We start from the raw sequence: 15,079 nt of genomic DNA, 5'->3' as shown, positions 1-15,079 counted from the left end.
TCTCCCACTTGCGCACCTGTCGATTTTCTAGAGGTTGAAGGTTGGTGAATCGCATGCTGTTTCATAAATTATTCTTATCTGTATTACCTGTATGAAACCCTGATTCAATCACATGATAGCGCTTTTAGAATAAACGTTTCAAAAATATCTTACCTGCTGTTTCGATGTTCTTCGCAGTTGCCTCTAGGCGTTCATCATGCTATTTTTAGACAGATGATACTTTAAGGAGGAACACGAATGAAACGTATGACAAAAGGTTTAGCAGCAGCCATCTTGCTCGCTGTCCCGCTCGCGGCGTGTGGTGATTCTAGCACCGATCAGGCCGATACGACACGCTGGGATGAGATTAAAGAAGAAGGTACGCTCACGGTCGGTACGGCCGGGACACTCTACCCTGCCTCGTTCCGCGAAGAAGAAAGTGACGATTTGACGGGGTTTGACGTCGAGGTCATGAAAGAGATCGGAAAACGTCTCGACCTCGAGGTCCAGTTCAAAGAAATGGCGTTCGATAACATGTTGACGAGCGTCCAAAACGGACAAGTCGATGTCGTGGCGAACGACATCTCGGTGACGGACGACCGCAAAGAGAAGTTCGCCTTCTCCGTACCGTATAAGCACACGTACGGGACGGCGATCGTCCGGAAGAGCGATCTTTCAGGCATCAAGTCGCTCGAAGACTTGAAAGGTAAAAAGGCAGCTGGTGAAGCGACGACCGTCTTCATGGACGTGGCGCGCCAGTATGGGGCTGAAGAAGTCATCTACGACAACGCGACGAACGACCAATATCTTCGCGACGTGTCGACAGGTCGGACCGACGTCATCTTGAACGACTACTACCTCCAGACGCTCGCCCTCGCCTTCTTCCCGGAATTCGATATCGCGATCCACCCGGATATCGCCTATAACCCGCAAGACGTCGCACTCTTGATGAATCAAGACAACGTCGACTTGCAAGAGAACATCGACCGCGTCCTCGAAGAGATGCTTGAGGATGGCACGGTGAAGGAGCTTTCCGAACAGTTCTATAACGGTGCTGACGTATCCGTCGAACCGGACGTCGACGCGACAATCGTCGAATTGGACTAAGGCGATATGTTCGAAGGTGTGAAGTGGGAAGCGATCTTTGACGCCGACCTCGCCATCCGCTCGTTCCCATACTTGCTAGGTGGGCTACCGAACACGCTCTGGATCTCCTTCCTCAGCATGTTCTTCGGTTTAGTGTTAGGGCTCGTGCTCGCGCTCGGGAAGCTGTCTCCGTCAAGGCTAGTGCGTTATCCGTCGACGTTTTACGTCTCGTTCATGCGCGGCGTCCCGATCTTGATCATCTTGTTCATTCTCTACTCGGGGTTCCCGTTCATTGGGATCGAGTTCGCGGCGCTGACGGCAGCGATCATCGGCTTCAGCTTGAACTCGGCCGCCTATATCGCGGAGATCATCCGCGCCTCGATCCGTGCCGTCGATCAGGGACAGATTGAAGCGGCCCGCTCGCTCGGCATGAACAAGTGGCTGACGTTGAAAGGGGTCACGTTGCCTCAAGCGACGCGGATCGCCCTGCCCCCGCTCTCGAACGTGTTCCTTGATCTGATCAAGGCGAGCTCGCTCGCCGCGATGATCACCGTCCCTGAGATCTTCAACAAGGCGAAGATCGTCGGTGGTCGTGAGTTCGACTATATGACCGTGTATTTGGTCGTCGCTCTGATCTACTGGGGCATCTGCACGTTCATGTCGTTCTTCCAAGACTGGCTCGAGCGGCATTTCGAACGCTATTTGGATACACCGAAACGATGACTGACTTGCCTGATGCGGGCAGGTCAGTTTTTTCGTCGGGCGGCTATTGAGAAAGTGACATGGTATAGTCAACATATTCCATCATTCAATCCAAAGGAGACGCATCACATATGTTCTCAAAACTCTTATTTTTCTCGGCACTCATCATCACACTCACGTATATTTTGTTCGATGGGCCGGCATGGGTCAGTGCTTTAAACCCATATACCAGCATGATCGTCCTCTATTACGTGTTTGTCACGTTTCATCATCGCAAAAAAGCGAAATCTTCCTCTCCGGATTAACGGTGTGCAATGGACGCATTCGGGAACGTCTAGTCTTTAGCGTGCCACCTCGGTCCACGAGTGTGCTATGATTTTCTTAATTATCAGAAAATAGACGGGGGAATTTTATTATGGTGCAACAATGGACGACACATTTAAACGGTTTAGTGATCGGGCAATCGAAAGCGATCAAGCTGTCGACGATCGCCTTGCTTTCAGGGGGACATGTCTTACTCGAGGACCGGCCGGGGACGGGCAAGACGACGCTCGCCCGGAGCCTCGCCTCCTCCGTATCGGCCGCGTTCCAGCGCGTGCAATGTACGCCGGACACGCTGCCGAGTGACATTTTAGGGATGGAACTGTTCAATCCGACGACAGGAGCGTTCGAACGTCGGACCGGACCGATCTTCACATCGATTTTACTCGTCGATGAGATCAACCGGACGACACCACGGACACAGTCGGCGCTCTTAGAGGCGATGCAAGAGCGTCAAGTGACGCTCGGTGAGGTGTCGCTCCGTTTGCCGGACCCGTTCTTCGTCATCGCGACGCAGAATCCGTTCGACGGACAAGGGACGTTCCCGCTTCCGCAGGCTCAGCTCGACCGGTTCTTGTTCAAGCTCTCGCTCGCCCCGCTGTCACGGGAGTCAGAGCGCCGGCTGCTCCGAAACGAGCATTTGAGCGCCGCTCCGTTCACGTTGAAACACGAAGAGCTCGCCGTGATGCAGCAAGCCGTCCGTGACGTGACGCTGCACGAGGCGATGGAAGACTATCTGCTCGACTTCGTCGAGGCGCTCCGCCACCACCGGGACATCGAGGTCGGACCGAGCCCGCGGGCGACGCTCGCCTACACAATGGCGGCCCGGGCCCACGCCTACATGGACGGACGGGACTACGTCGCACCGGAAGACATCCGGGCGCTCGCCTTGCCGATTCTTGGACACCGCATCGTCTTGACGGTCGAGGCGTCGCTCAAGACGAAACCGTCGAAGCTGATCAAATCTGTGTTAGAGACCATCGCGGTCCCATCCGAGGTGTGACATGCAACTCGTCAGCCCGCGCTATCTAGAATCCGGCTACATGTGGCTCTTGTTCGTCGTCGGGGTCTTCACGGCGCTTTACGGGAACGTGTTCCTCGCGAGCGCCTTGCTCGGCGTCAGCATCTACGCGCTCGTCATGCCCGAGCTGTTGTTCCGCCTGGCCGAACACGTCCGTGTCGAAGTGACGGACGAACTGAAACTGTTCCCGGGTGACGAAGAGTCGTACGTCATCCGCCTCATCTCGACTGCGAAAGTCCCGCTCGGTGTCGTCCGCTTGTCGGGTTATCTCCACCCGACCGTCGAAGTGGAAAACCACGCCTTCTGGCGCCAAGAGAATTATGTCGGCGGCGAGTCGGTCGTCTCCTATGACTTACCGCTCAAAGCCATCAAGCGAGGTCCGATCCGTATCGAGGCGATCGGCATGGAGATCCGTGACCCGCTCCGCATGTTCTCGCTCTATAAAGAGGAACCGCTCGCAAGGATCGGGTACGTCTTCCCAGAGTTCCTGCCTTATCCGATCCCGAAACGCCCACCGACGCTACCGGGTGAGGAGATGGTCCGGCATAGCGCCTACCGTGACCCGGAGACGTTCCAGTCGGTCGCCCCGTATCACGGTCAACCAATGCGTCAACTGTACTGGTCGGCTTATGCGAAGACGGGCGAACTGCTGGCCCGGACCGAGCAACCCGTCCAGGCGAACGAGTACGTCGTCGTCTTGGACTTGTTGACGAAAGACGGCCGCGCCCTCACCCATCAGATGGAACGGGTGATCTCGCAAGCGGCGGCGCTGTGCCGTGACTTCGAGAAAGAGAACGCGAGCTACGGACTGATCGTCCCGACGCTGACGAAAGACGGGATCACGTACGACCTCGCACCTGGGAGCGGCGAGACCCATTTCCGCAAGGTCATGACGACGCTCGCTTGTCTGTCGGAACGAGACTTCCCGATGGCCCGGTCATTGTTCGAACGGAAAGTCGCCAAATACGGCGGCAGCCAATCGATTCTTAGGCTCGGAGGTGACGGCAAATGAACTGGCTCTGGTGGTCGTTCGCGGCATTTTATGTCGGTCACGTCTATCCGCTCGTCTTCCTGTTGACGCTCCGTCTGCCGCGGAACTGGCAGCTCGGCGTCCAGACTTTGCTCAGTATCGGTGCGCTCTGGTTCTCGTATGAGATGAGCATCACGTTGCTGTTGTTCACGTATGCGCACGCCTTCATCCGCACGCTCGATTGGACCGACCGTTACGCGATCGCGAGCGTGTTGTTCTTGATCACGGATTGGCTGTTCCCACCGGCCGAGCAACCGCTCCTCATGATCGTGTTCCCGTTCCTGTTTTTATTTTGGCAACGGAGCCTGTATTACCGTCGCGACTATAAACGGATGTTGTCGACGCTCGTCGTCGGCCTAGCGGTCGGTCTCGGACTGGCTTTTGTCATCCGGACGGTCAAAGAGCTGTTGTTCGGCGACCTCATCACTTGGATCCGACCGTTCTTGCTTTGGATCGGCGGCTGGTTCGATGGGATCACGCTCGACCCGTCCGACCGGGTCAATCGATTCATGATACCGGACAACCCGAACCTCGATGCCGAGACGATCGCGAACGAGACGTTGCTCGAATCGGCGAAGAATCAGTCTTCCGCGCTAGTCATCTTCTTCATCGTCCTGCTCGTCGGCGGTGTCCTGTTGTTCTTCTATTTACAAAAGCGAAAAGACATCCAAGAAGTGCTGTCGGTCCCGAAAAAGGCCCATCAGACGGCACGGACGGAACGTCGCTTGACGCGGACGCCACGTGATGTCCGCTTGCTCGAGGCCGGACGCCGGCTCGAACAGGTGCACCCTCGCCATCGCGAGGAGACCGCGCACGAGTGGTTGGAACGGATCGACTTTACCGACGGAAGCTTGTTCGCAAGTTGGCTCGAGGCGGCCGAGTACGGTGAGAAAGAAGCGCCGACCACGGTCGTCGAGGCGTTTGAACGACACGTCAAACACGTGTTGAAAAAATAAAACCAGCCAAGATGTTCGGGATTGAACCCGGGCGTCTTGACTGGTTTTTTTATAGGATTGGACTCAACAGACGCGACACGCTCTCTTTGAAGCGAATCCATTTCGTCCGTGTCTCATAACGTTCGAGCGTCAACAGCTCAGCGCACGATTTGTCGCGGTCGAATGCGTCGATGACGGACCGGGCGACAGCCTCATCATAGACGAGGGCTGAAATCTCGAAGTTGAGGTGGAAGCTGCGGGCGTCGATGTTCGTCGTCCCGATCGAAGCGACCTCGCCGTCGATGACGAGCGTCTTCGCATGCAAGAAACCGCCCTCGTACGTATACACCTCGGCCCCGTACCGGACGAGTTCGGCCGCATTGGCGTATGTCGCCCAGTAGACAAACATGTGATCCGGTTTGTTCGGGATCATCAGTTGAATCTTCGTCCCTGACATGAGCGCGATCCGGCAGGCGTCAAGGAAACTCGCGTCCGGGATGAAGTATGGTGTCTGAATGTAGATCGTCTCTTTCGCTTCCCCGATCATCTTGACGAGCATATTCTTTAAATGCTCCGTCGTCGAGTTCGGACCGGACGTGACGATCTGGACGGGTGACTTGAACGCCTCGAGGGTCTTGCTTGGCCAAATGAACTCTTCTTTCAACGCTTTTCGTTTCGTCGGGACGGAACGGTTCCAATCGAGCAAGAACCGTTCAAGCAACTCTTGGACCGCCTCCCCGTTCATCCGCAGATGGACGTCACGCCAATAGCCGAAATGCTGGTTCGTCCCCATATACTCGTCGCCGACGTTGAAGCCGCCGATATAGCCGATGTCGCCGTCGATGACACACAGTTTGCGGTGATTGCGATTGTTGACGCGGAAGTTGATGCCGAGGCTCGACGGGAAGAACGACTTGACCTCGCCTCCGCTTTCGATCAGCTCTTTGAAATGTTTACGTCTCAGCTCTCTCGAGCCGACGGCGTCATAGAGCAACCGGACCCGGACACCGGCTTGGGCCCGGTTGGTCAGCGCCGCGATCAACGCCTGGCCGAGCGAATCGTTCTGGATGATGTAGTATTGGATATTGATTTCTTGTTTGGCCGCCTCGATATCGTCGAACAAGGCCGCGAACTTCTGTTTCCCGTCATGGATGACTTGGATGTCGTTATGATACGTGACGAGCGCGTTTGTCGACGACAGGTTCAACCTGGCGAGACGCCGGTATTTTGCTAACAGCGGGTCTTGCTTGAAGATCAGCTGGTTCCCATCCAACTCATCGAGCTGTTGTTGAACGTGCAACGCATACTCACTACGCCGCTCTTCGTCGACTTGATAGAAGTTGTTCGACTTGATCAAACGACCGAAGAAGATATAGATGAAGAAGCCGATGAGCGGCAAAAAGAAGAGGACGAGCAGCCAGGCCCATGTCGAGCCGATGTCGCGCCGTTCAAAGAAGATGATCGTGATGGCGAACGTCATGTTCAAGATGACGAGCAGGATGCCGAACACGCTGATGATGATTTCTGTCGTGAGCATCAGGTTCTCCCCCTTTTACGATTTGGTACATACCCGGTTTTTCTGACCAGACAAGACCTGATATATCTAGTTTGCCTGATTTCGGAGGAGAAAGGTATACGAGCTTGCAGGTTTGAGCGGATGGAACGCAAAAAAACACCGCGCCTGCGGTGTTTTTGGGGTAAATCGATTAGTTTAAGACTTTGATTGTGATTGATTTACGACCGAAGTTGAGCGCTTGTTCACGTGTCGGCATCAAGAGGTCAATTTTGTTCCCTTTGATTGCGCCGCCAGTGTCTCCAGCGATTGCTTCGCCGTAGCCTTCAACCCATACTTTAGAGCCGAGTGGGATGACTGAAGGGTCAACCGCGATGACTTTTTGGTTCGGGTTCGAACGAACGTCGATACCTGTTGCTGTGATACCAGAGCAACCTGCACAATATGGCGTGTACGCCGTTGCTTCAACTGTCATCGTCTTACCCGAAGCCGGAGCTTGAGTTTGCGTTGTAGACGTAGACTGTTTTGTCACCGGTGCAGACGTTGATGCTTTTGGTTTAGCTGCTGGTGCACTGTTCGCAACCGATGCTGCTTTGGCACCTTTCACAGCGAATTGTTGACCAGGGAAAATGAGATCTGATTTAAGACCGTTCCATGTCATCAATTGATTGACAGAGACACCATTGTTTTTCGCGATCCGATACAACGTGTCGCCTGATTTAACTGTGTAAGTGTTTGAAGAAGCTGTCGCTTTCGCTTCCGACTTCGCAAGCTTCAACACTTGGTTAGGATAAATCATATTCGAGTTTAAGCTATTTGCTTGTTTGATGTCGTTCACAGATACACCGTTGTTCACGGCGATACGGTACAAAGTATCTCCAGACTGAACCGTGTGTGTTGATGCTGCCGAAGCTGGAGCAGCGACTCCTAAACTAAGGCCAGCGAGTGCCGTTAGTGTCAATAGTGGTTTTTTCATAAGAATATTCCTCCCTTTTCTAACGCTCCCTTACTGTAACACCTCTATATTTCACTGCCGTTACAGGCTGATATGAGAGTGATATCAGTTCAGTTACAGAAGCTTTCAGGGAGATGAGAGGAGTCTGAATTCTTACAATCTAGATAAAAATGGCTTTGTTGAGCCGTTTTCAGCTATACTGATAAGGTGAGAAAGGAGGTTTTAGTCTTTGGAACTATTACTGCTGTATTACATTGTGACTAATTTACTAGCGTTTATGTCATTTTTCATCGATAAACGACGTGCAAAATCCGGGGCTTGGCGTATTTCGGAACAAACGTTGCTCATTCTCGTCTGGATCGGGGGAGCGTTTGGGGCTTATGTCGCGATGCGCCTCTTCCGTCACAAGACGTTGAAGCCGAAGTTTCGGATCGGGGTCCCGGTCGCGATTCTCGTTCACGCCGGGATCACGTCACTTTTCATCTTCTGAGTGGAGCCGGCTATCTTTTCTGCTCCATTATATAGAAGGAACGTGATAAGACGTCTCGTGACAATAGATATATAAATGTCGGATTAATCATGAATTCATCTGGTTCAAGACTGTCAGCCGGGTGTAATCCCGAAACAAATGTTCAAATATTGAGGTGGGATGAAGATGTTGGAACAAAGTTCACTTCAGAGCGTGGAATCGTCAACAGGCGCGGTCATGACAGCTATGATCCATGTGACCGATCACTTCCACGCCTTTATAGTGAGGGCAGGTCGCGTCGACTTGATGGTCAACGGGGACCGTCATGGTCTCCGCGCTGGGTCGGGCCTTTTGTTAGCGCCGGGGCAACTGTATCAAGTCGTTTCGTCCAAAGAAGCGACTCGGTTCGTCGACGTCCGTGTCGATCCATACGACTTGTTCGCGCCGTTGCTTGCCGAAAGGTTCGTCACGCCGTTCATGACGGGGGCGACGTTGCCCCTAAAACTCCTCACGCCGACCGAGCGCGCGGAGAAGGCCGTGTTAGATACGATCGACAAGGTATCCCGAAGTTTACATGGCGACTCATCGTTCGCCCTCTTAGATGCCACGCTCCAGATGGCGGTCGTCTGGCGTTACTGGATTCAACAGACAAACGAGCAACCGCGATTGGTCGGTCAAGACCGGATGAAGGCGATGCTCGCTTATATCCATGAACATGTGACGGAGCGCGTGACGCTCGAACAGATTGCCGAGGCCGGTGGCTTGAGCCGGGCGGAATGTTGCCGTTATTTCACGAAGTGGACCGCCACGAGCCCGCTCGCCTATGCATGTGACGTCCGCATGGAAGCGGCGGCGCATCAGTTACAAGAGACGACGGAGTCGGTCGCCGCAATAGCGAGTCGCTTCGGCTACACGAGCGTCAGTCACTTCGTCCAGACGTTCAAGAAAGTACATAAGGTCACCCCGCTCGCTTACCGCAAGGGCAAGAAGACCAAGTGAAGAGGAAATGAAAACAGGAGTCTGGCCGCCGAGTTTCGATGGCTAGACTCCTTCTTTTTGCGTTCTCGATGGACGAGAGACGATGTCATTCCTCATGCACGACCGACACGATGACATTTCCAACTTTCTGACCGGCGTCCACATAGCGGTGCGCTGCGACGATTTCCTCCATCGGATAGATCGAATCGATGACGGCCTTCAGGTCTCCGGCTTCAAACATCTGATTCAACAGGCTCAGATCTTCTTTCCGCTCACTCGCTACTCCCTGTCCGGCAACCGAACTGAACCGGCCTGTTTCCCCGACATGTTTACGAGCCTTCCGTTTATCGATTTTCCCTGCCGCGTCAAACACAGCGTCGTACGTTGTCAGTTCGCTGTCATAGCCCTCTTTTGTATAATCGATGACGACGTCTGCGCCAAGGCTTTTGACCAATTCGAAGTTTCGTTCCCGACAGACAGCTGTCACGTGAGCACCGAAATGTTTGGCGATCTGTACCGCGATGGAACCGACCGCCCCGGAGGCTCCGTAAATCAATACGGTCTTCGCCTGTTCGATGTTCACTTTACGCAAAAAATGAAGAGCTGTCGTTCCGCCGAACGGAAGACTGGCTGCTTCTGCAAAGCTTGCGTGTTGAGGCATGAGTTCGACACACTTCGTCTCTTTGATGCATGCATATTCGGCATAGCCGCCAAATCGCATCCCGGTCAGCGCATAGACACGATCTCCCACCTTGAAGTGTTGTACGCGGCTGCCCGTCTCCACCACTTCACCTGCTAGGACGACACCTAAGACAGGCTGTCTCGGCGCTTTAAAGCCGACGACGACCCGCATCGGCAACTTGCCTGCTGTTGGTACATCTAACGCACGAAGCCGGCGGTCCCCGGATTGAACGGCTGATGCGTGTACTTTAATCAGAAGTTCGGTTGCTTTTGGCACAGGCTTTTCGATCTCTTGAAGCTGTAACACATCCGGCGGACCATATGCGGTACAAATCACTGCTCTCATCGTGTACCTCCTCGTAAATCGCTTCCGTTGCCCGCTTGTCTTTTAGCGGGCGGTCCAACCACCGTCTGCTTTCAAGACGTCCCCGTTGACGAAGCTTGAGTCACTTGAAGCGAGGAACAACGCGGCGTTTGCGATTTGGTCCGGTTCGCCAATCGGTGCTTCTCCTGCCGCTTGAATGGCGCGCATCCCGAGCTCGCTCGGCGCCGTGATCGTCGCCCCGATGTTCGTATTGACTCCGCCTGGTGCGATGGCGTTGGCCCGAATCTTGCCGAATGTGCCATACGTCGCGGCGATGTTTTTCGTAAGGCCGATGAGCGCGTGTTTTGATGCGACGTATGCAGCCCCGCCTCGTGTCCCGAACAAACCGCCGACCGAGGCGATATTGATGATGACCCCACCCGACTCCTGTTTCTCCATCACGTTGATGGCGGCCCGGGCGATCTTCATCGGACCGGTCAAGTTGACGGCGATGACACGGTCCCATACGTCGTCGGTCACTTCACCGACCGTCATGAAGTTGTCCATGATGCCGGCGTTGTTCACTAAAATATCGAGTGAGCCGAACTGCCCCGTCGCCGTCGCGACCATGTTGTCGATGTCCGCTTGCTTCGTCACGTTCGCGGCGATACCGACCGCTTCCCCGCCGGACGACTTGATCTCACTTGCGACCGCCTCGACCGTATCCCCGTTCATATCGACGGCGACGATGCGAGCACCTTCCGCGGCGTATAGCTTGGCGATGGCCCGCCCCATGCCAGAACCGGCACCGGTCACGAGCGCTGTCTTGCCTGATAGTTTCACACAGCATTCCTCCTTGGCTAAGTAGAAGACGACACAGCAAAACGACAAGTGCGGACTGGACACGTGTCAGTAGTTTATACCCGAATTTGAAGCGACCTGCATGCTGTTGATGGAAGAATGTTCTTCTTTTCGTACGATATCTCCTTTACAATGAAAGGAATACATATATTGGGATTTGAGGAAGGGTTGATGACTTGGGACGACATGATGCGGAAGTGATCGGGAGCGGGTCTCCGCTGTTGTTCCTACCGGCTGGGGGATTCTCAGGAAACGAGGGACTGACGCTCGCCGAGGTGCTGAATTGACGAAGACTTCCGTTACGAGTCTTCAGCAAGAGCGACTCCCAATCACCTATCAGTCCGTTCCTGGAGGTCACTTCGTTCATTGGAGTCCGGAGTTCCCGCTCGAGCGGGTGCGTCAGTTTTTATTATCAACACAAGGAGCGAGTTCTTATGAAGCGTAATCAACAGCTTGTGCTCATCATCGTCGTTGTGTTGCTACTCTCTGCCAGGATTGTCTGGAAAGTGGAATCGACCGAGCAACCCGAATTATCAGCGACGGCCGAGCCCATCCTGGTCCATCAGGTCGCTGACCCTGAAATGACAATCCGTTTCTTCACAGAACGCTACTCGACGGACGAGCTGAGCGATGAACTGTTCATCGAAGGCATCGGCTTGGAAATCACCATCGACGACCGTGTCGAATCGGTCACGTCCCGCTCGCTGTCAGATGATGGTCTCACCTGGTCGGTCGACGGACGGACGTGCGGGGATGAGCTGGACTGCGCTCCGTTCGATATCCTTTACGGGATGAATCATGGGACGACAACACGTGTCGTCGTCGAGTTGAACGGGGAGCGGTTCGAACCGGAACTAATGAAGACGAAATCCGGGAATGACGTCTGGTTTGTCGTCGTCGACCAAATCGAATCGATTGACGCCATCACCGGTTACGATGCTGCGGGAGACGTATCATACCGCTTCAATAACTAAATAAGAGATGGAGGACGACTGTCCCCTCATCTCTTAGCGTTCACAGGCAATCCCATCATTATCGCGATCTTTCGATTCGTTCGCTTTGTACAGCGAACTGTTGGCATACGGCTTGTATTTCGTCTTGCCGCCCTTGTTTTTCGTCGTCTTTGTTTTGGCGACACCGCCCTTGTACGTCTTATTCAGCTCGGTGCAATTTTTGAATTTTTTCGGTGCGGCGTCCACGGTTTCTGACGGCGCGACGCTTAGCGTGAACAGAGCGATTCCAGCGATGGTCGCACGAAGTAGCTTCTTCATTGTTCTTTCCTCCTTAGTAACAAACAATATGCGCTTTAATGCTTGTTTATTATAAGGGGAGGTTATGATTAATCACCTGATTTTTAAATAGTTGAATGAAAGGACAGTCACATTGACCACATCAAATTTTTATATCAACAACACCGATGAACAGCTCTATCAAGGAGATTTGCTTGTATCTTTATTCGAGATGCTTGAGAAATTGAATCTGGAGTCCATCGAACGATTGTTGTTTGGCCCGGAGACAGTCCGATGTTTTGTGAGCCGACATCAGTCTTCACGACGAATCCACTTGGAAGAACAACAACTCGATCAACTACTAATGGCGTGGAAAAAAAACATTCAAACATCATCTCACGTTTGATGTCTCCTTCTTGCCTGATGAGTTTCCGAATGGTTATTGTTGGACGACACGCGTCTGGCGAGGTCAAGATTGTTGGTACATCGTCTTCACCGAACATCACTGATCATTAAATGGAAGTTTCGTTAACCAACAAACAGCAAAGGAAGGAAATGTTTTATGGACTTACTTATTTTAATGCAGAACCGGGCCCTCCCGTTGCTCTTGCTCACATTGTTTCTCATTCTGAACGTAGTGTTTCTAATCGGGATTTGGAAGCGACGCCTCCACTTCTCCAAAGGATTTCTCATGTTCGCGAGTGCGCTCGCGTTTCTACTCATGACGTCATCGGTCATCCTCATCATGTTCACGATGTTCATAGGCTACAACCAGTGATGTCTTCTATCCGATGATGTCCGTATCGAAATCATCGAGTACCCCCACGATGTTCAAAGTATGATGAATGCAGAAAGGAGGGAATGCATATGCTTGAATCATTGAACCGATTGATGGACCACATCGATCAACACTTAACGGAAGACATCACGAGTCAGGACGTGACCCGCATCGTCGGGGTGTCCGACTATCATTTCCGACGCATGTTTTCGTACATGGCCGGAATGACGCTCAATGAATACATCCGAAACCGTCGATTATCCGAGGCGAATAAGGACTTGATTCATGTGAAATCGGTCACGGACGTGGCCTTTACGTATGGCTATCAATCCATCGATGGGTTCTCGCGGGCGTTTCGAGACTGGTGCGGCTTTTTACCGTCAGAAGTGATTAAAAACAAGATTCAAAAGTCATTCCCGAAATTCACATTCTTTATCGATATCAAAGGAGGAATCTCGATGGAATTCAAACTAGAACAAAAACCTACTTTCAATGTCGTCGGCGTGTCCAAACGGGTCCCGATTCAGTTTGAAGGGGTGAACAATTCAATCGTCGAGTTGGCACAATCAATCACGGAGCAACAGCGTAGCGAGATGCATCAATTGGCGGACCTTTATCCGCACCAAGTGCTTAATGTATCGTATGAGTTCGATGAAGGCTACTTGAACGAACAAGGCTCACTGACGCACATGATCGGCTTCGCGACGATGCAAGATAATCCGTACGAGGACCTTGAACAAATCACGATTAAGTCGAACCTGTGGGCCGTCTTCCCGAATACCGGCCCGTTCCCGGAGACGCTCCAGGAGACGATGGCGAAGACGTATGCCGAATGGCTGCCGACGTCCGGGTACGAACTCGCCGACTTGCCGAGCATCTCGTTCACGAAGCATGATGGTCCGTCGGACAACGTCTATAGCGAAGTGTGGGTGGCGATCAAAGAGAAAAAGTCACAAGGCTGACTTTAGTATAGGAAAACCCTTATTAGAGAATTTACTCTCTGATAAGGGTTTGCTTTGCATTAGATTCAATTTTTCGACCTATCCATCGACTGATACTGTGTCCTTAATGATGTATAAAAGAAACTCAGCGAAAGACTGAAGTCGTTCGTTTTGATCATAATCTTCCTCGGATACGTTCGCGTTCCGGTATACGACGCTCGGCTCTCCGTTTATCTTATTTTCATAATCAAGGCAGGCGTAGAAGTCTTCTAAGTCATCGTAGTATACCGCTACCAGCTTTTTTGCCAGCCCATATTCGTAATCGGTCGGATGATATAGTTGTAGGTTGATTTTTATCAACTCATCATCGTCCAAAGAGAAGAACACGTTCTCTCCAAACAGTCCCCCACCGAACTCGTTTAAAAACGTATAATAACTTCCTGCAAAGTTGACCCCTAATTCCCGTTCGACGATTGCGATTTCTTCCTTGGTATAACCGTCACCTAACTCAGAAAGTTCGGGATGTTGAAGAATTAGCTGCTTTGCTGTCTCATATAAATCATCTTGAGTTGAGGATAGTTTCGTTTCTTTAATTGTTAAAGGCGTGTGATTGTCCTTCTTAAAGGTTTGCTCATCTAAATAAGAAGATATCGCATTGTCGCATTCCATATAAAATAGTTCTGTGAAAGAGTCATCTAAATACTCAAAACCCTCCTTTTCCGGTGGATAAAAACAAGTCTTCACTTCTGCCCCATCGTATGACTTTGTCTTTAAATCAAGACAGATGAGCGATTCTTCAAAAGTTTGGATGCCGACCAAATATGAAGGAAGAGGCGGTTTACCTGATTTTGCTAACATATTTTTGAACTTATCGTTTTGAAAGACTAAATCATATTCAAGGTTTTGAGGCGCGATTCCCCAAATCGATTCATCTTCTGTTACAAGATAGCCATAGATTTCTAAAAACTTTCTGTACAGCGGAGGAAACGTTACATTCAGTTGTTTCTCCACATCTTGAATGGCAGCTTCTGAAGCTCCTGGACCGTACTCGAACACCTGTGGGTACTTTTCTATCATCTTTTTTACACGATTGAACTTGGATTCTATTTTATTCATATCCTTTCCTTTCTTTATTCCCTTATTTGTTTATAAATGTCGATTGTTCCATTTGTGTAGTGCAAAATAGGAGTGCAGAAGTGTGCAACGGAAACGTACACAACTCTGCACTCCTATTTTAGAAAAGAAAAAGGACTTGCCAGCAACCACAATCTCACCCTAACGTTTAAGTTGCGACAC

Annotated in this window: 17 protein-coding genes; 11 read left to right on the top strand and 6 right to left on the bottom strand. The window is 51.9% G+C overall.

Annotated features, from left to right (window positions below; genetic code table 11):
• Nucleotides 1–237 precede the first annotated feature (237 nt).
• The 6 genes from EVJ26_RS12955 to EVJ26_RS12935 all read left to right on the top strand — a co-directional run bounded on the left by EVJ26_RS12955 (nt 238) and on the right by EVJ26_RS12935 (nt 5,095).
• A complete protein-coding gene (locus EVJ26_RS12955) occupies nt 238–1,086 on the top strand; it encodes a transporter substrate-binding domain-containing protein (RefSeq protein WP_131470644.1) in 849 nt (282 codons plus the stop codon).
• A 6-nt stretch (nt 1,087–1,092) separates the two neighbouring features.
• Nucleotides 1,093–1,788 (top strand): amino acid ABC transporter permease, encoded by a 696-nt coding sequence (locus EVJ26_RS12950; protein ID WP_016508715.1) that lies wholly within the window; start codon nt 1,093–1,095, stop codon nt 1,786–1,788.
• Between the two features lie 110 nt (nt 1,789–1,898).
• The gene (locus EVJ26_RS14420) at nt 1,899–2,072 is read left to right on the top strand and encodes a hypothetical protein (RefSeq protein ID WP_161566967.1); all 174 of its coding nucleotides are present in this window, start codon (nt 1,899–1,901) and stop codon (nt 2,070–2,072) included.
• Nucleotides 2,073–2,182: 110 nt separating this feature from the next.
• The gene (locus EVJ26_RS12945) at nt 2,183–3,091 is read left to right on the top strand and encodes an AAA family ATPase (protein ID WP_070327249.1); all 909 of its coding nucleotides are present in this window, start codon (nt 2,183–2,185) and stop codon (nt 3,089–3,091) included.
• Between the two features lies 1 nt (nt 3,092).
• On the top strand, nt 3,093–4,121 hold the full coding sequence (locus EVJ26_RS12940; protein WP_131470642.1) for a DUF58 domain-containing protein: 1,029 nt from the start codon (nt 3,093–3,095) through the stop codon (nt 4,119–4,121).
• Nucleotides 4,118–5,095 carry a hypothetical protein gene (locus EVJ26_RS12935; RefSeq protein ID WP_131470640.1) on the top strand — a complete coding sequence of 326 codons (978 nt, stop codon included), beginning with the start codon at nt 4,118–4,120 and terminating at the stop codon, nt 5,093–5,095. The genes EVJ26_RS12940 and EVJ26_RS12935 overlap by 4 nt, the downstream gene beginning before the upstream one ends.
• Nucleotides 5,096–5,144: 49 nt before the next feature.
• Here EVJ26_RS12935 and cls read toward each other — a convergent pair whose 3' ends face one another.
• Nucleotides 5,145–6,611 (bottom strand): cardiolipin synthase, encoded by a 1,467-nt coding sequence (gene cls / locus EVJ26_RS12930; protein ID WP_131457696.1) that lies wholly within the window; start codon nt 6,609–6,611, stop codon nt 5,145–5,147.
• Between the two features lie 169 nt (nt 6,612–6,780).
• Nucleotides 6,781–7,563, bottom strand: a complete 783-nt coding sequence (locus tag EVJ26_RS12925; protein WP_131457695.1) for a LysM peptidoglycan-binding and 3D domain-containing protein — start codon at nt 7,561–7,563, stop codon at nt 6,781–6,783.
• A 208-nt stretch (nt 7,564–7,771) separates the two neighbouring features.
• Here EVJ26_RS12925 and EVJ26_RS12920 point away from each other — a divergent pair, with 208 nt between their 5' ends.
• Both EVJ26_RS12920 and EVJ26_RS12915 read left to right on the top strand, forming a co-directional pair.
• Complete coding sequence (locus tag EVJ26_RS12920; RefSeq protein WP_035386026.1) at nt 7,772–8,032, top strand: DUF1294 domain-containing protein; 261 nt, start codon at nt 7,772–7,774, stop codon at nt 8,030–8,032.
• A gap of 165 nt (nt 8,033–8,197) precedes the next feature.
• Complete coding sequence (locus EVJ26_RS12915) at nt 8,198–9,010, top strand: helix-turn-helix domain-containing protein (RefSeq protein ID WP_161567621.1); 813 nt, start codon at nt 8,198–8,200, stop codon at nt 9,008–9,010.
• Nucleotides 9,011–9,095: 85 nt separating this feature from the next.
• Here EVJ26_RS12915 and EVJ26_RS12910 read toward each other — a convergent pair whose 3' ends face one another.
• Nucleotides 9,096–10,016, bottom strand: a complete 921-nt coding sequence (locus EVJ26_RS12910) for an NAD(P)-dependent alcohol dehydrogenase (protein ID WP_131469315.1) — start codon at nt 10,014–10,016, stop codon at nt 9,096–9,098.
• Nucleotides 10,017–10,058: 42 nt separating this feature from the next.
• Complete coding sequence (locus tag EVJ26_RS12905; protein WP_016508744.1) at nt 10,059–10,817, bottom strand: glucose 1-dehydrogenase; 759 nt, start codon at nt 10,815–10,817, stop codon at nt 10,059–10,061.
• A gap of 452 nt (nt 10,818–11,269) precedes the next feature.
• Here EVJ26_RS12905 and EVJ26_RS12900 point away from each other — a divergent pair, with 452 nt between their 5' ends.
• On the top strand, nt 11,270–11,809 hold the full coding sequence (locus tag EVJ26_RS12900) for a hypothetical protein (RefSeq protein WP_131470636.1): 540 nt from the start codon (nt 11,270–11,272) through the stop codon (nt 11,807–11,809).
• A 33-nt stretch (nt 11,810–11,842) separates the two neighbouring features.
• Here EVJ26_RS12900 and EVJ26_RS12895 read toward each other — a convergent pair whose 3' ends face one another.
• Nucleotides 11,843–12,106: an excalibur calcium-binding domain-containing protein gene (locus EVJ26_RS12895; protein ID WP_131470634.1), complete on the bottom strand. Its 264-nt coding sequence runs from the start codon at nt 12,104–12,106 to the stop codon at nt 11,843–11,845.
• 520 nt (nt 12,107–12,626) lie between these two features.
• On the opposite strand from EVJ26_RS12895, the gene EVJ26_RS12890 reads away from it, so the two are divergent.
• Both EVJ26_RS12890 and EVJ26_RS12885 read left to right on the top strand, forming a co-directional pair.
• Nucleotides 12,627–12,842, top strand: a complete 216-nt coding sequence (locus EVJ26_RS12890) for a hypothetical protein (protein WP_131470632.1) — start codon at nt 12,627–12,629, stop codon at nt 12,840–12,842.
• Between the two features lie 89 nt (nt 12,843–12,931).
• A complete protein-coding gene (locus EVJ26_RS12885) occupies nt 12,932–13,804 on the top strand; it encodes an AraC family transcriptional regulator (RefSeq protein ID WP_131470630.1) in 873 nt (290 codons plus the stop codon).
• 78 nt (nt 13,805–13,882) lie between these two features.
• Here EVJ26_RS12885 and EVJ26_RS12880 read toward each other — a convergent pair whose 3' ends face one another.
• Nucleotides 13,883–14,899, bottom strand: coding sequence for an SMI1/KNR4 family protein (locus EVJ26_RS12880; RefSeq protein ID WP_131470628.1), 1,017 nt, complete (start codon nt 14,897–14,899; stop codon nt 13,883–13,885).
• Nucleotides 14,900–15,079 lie beyond the last annotated feature (180 nt).

The organism is Exiguobacterium sp. SH3S1 (genome assembly GCF_004337105.1).
Taxonomy (GTDB): Bacteria; Bacillota; Bacilli; order Exiguobacteriales; family Exiguobacteriaceae; genus Exiguobacterium; species Exiguobacterium aurantiacum_A.
This window is presented reverse-complemented; position numbering and strand designations above follow the sequence as displayed.

What these genes read in the sequence shown, in the direction of transcription:
- EVJ26_RS12880 (WP_131470628.1), bottom strand. Translation starts at nt 14,899, where the DNA reads ATGAATAAAATAGAATCCAAGTTCAATCGTGTAAAAAAGATGATAGAA.
- EVJ26_RS12895 (WP_131470634.1), bottom strand. Translation starts at nt 12,106, where the DNA reads ATGAAGAAGCTACTTCGTGCGACCATCGCTGGAATCGCTCTGTTCACG.
- EVJ26_RS12890 (WP_131470632.1), top strand. Translation starts at nt 12,627, where the DNA reads ATGGACTTACTTATTTTAATGCAGAACCGGGCCCTCCCGTTGCTCTTG.
- EVJ26_RS12915 (WP_161567621.1), top strand. Translation starts at nt 8,198, where the DNA reads ATGTTGGAACAAAGTTCACTTCAGAGCGTGGAATCGTCAACAGGCGCG.
- EVJ26_RS12950 (WP_016508715.1), top strand. Translation starts at nt 1,093, where the DNA reads ATGTTCGAAGGTGTGAAGTGGGAAGCGATCTTTGACGCCGACCTCGCC.
- EVJ26_RS12935 (WP_131470640.1), top strand. Translation starts at nt 4,118, where the DNA reads ATGAACTGGCTCTGGTGGTCGTTCGCGGCATTTTATGTCGGTCACGTC.
- EVJ26_RS12925 (WP_131457695.1), bottom strand. Translation starts at nt 7,563, where the DNA reads ATGAAAAAACCACTATTGACACTAACGGCACTCGCTGGCCTTAGTTTA.
- EVJ26_RS12885 (WP_131470630.1), top strand. Translation starts at nt 12,932, where the DNA reads ATGCTTGAATCATTGAACCGATTGATGGACCACATCGATCAACACTTA.
- EVJ26_RS12940 (WP_131470642.1), top strand. Translation starts at nt 3,093, where the DNA reads ATGCAACTCGTCAGCCCGCGCTATCTAGAATCCGGCTACATGTGGCTC.
- EVJ26_RS12900 (WP_131470636.1), top strand. Translation starts at nt 11,270, where the DNA reads ATGAAGCGTAATCAACAGCTTGTGCTCATCATCGTCGTTGTGTTGCTA.
- cls (WP_131457696.1), bottom strand. Translation starts at nt 6,611, where the DNA reads ATGCTCACGACAGAAATCATCATCAGCGTGTTCGGCATCCTGCTCGTC.
- EVJ26_RS12955 (WP_131470644.1), top strand. Translation starts at nt 238, where the DNA reads ATGAAACGTATGACAAAAGGTTTAGCAGCAGCCATCTTGCTCGCTGTC.
- EVJ26_RS14420 (WP_161566967.1), top strand. Translation starts at nt 1,899, where the DNA reads ATGTTCTCAAAACTCTTATTTTTCTCGGCACTCATCATCACACTCACG.
- EVJ26_RS12910 (WP_131469315.1), bottom strand. Translation starts at nt 10,016, where the DNA reads ATGAGAGCAGTGATTTGTACCGCATATGGTCCGCCGGATGTGTTACAG.
- EVJ26_RS12945 (WP_070327249.1), top strand. Translation starts at nt 2,183, where the DNA reads ATGGTGCAACAATGGACGACACATTTAAACGGTTTAGTGATCGGGCAA.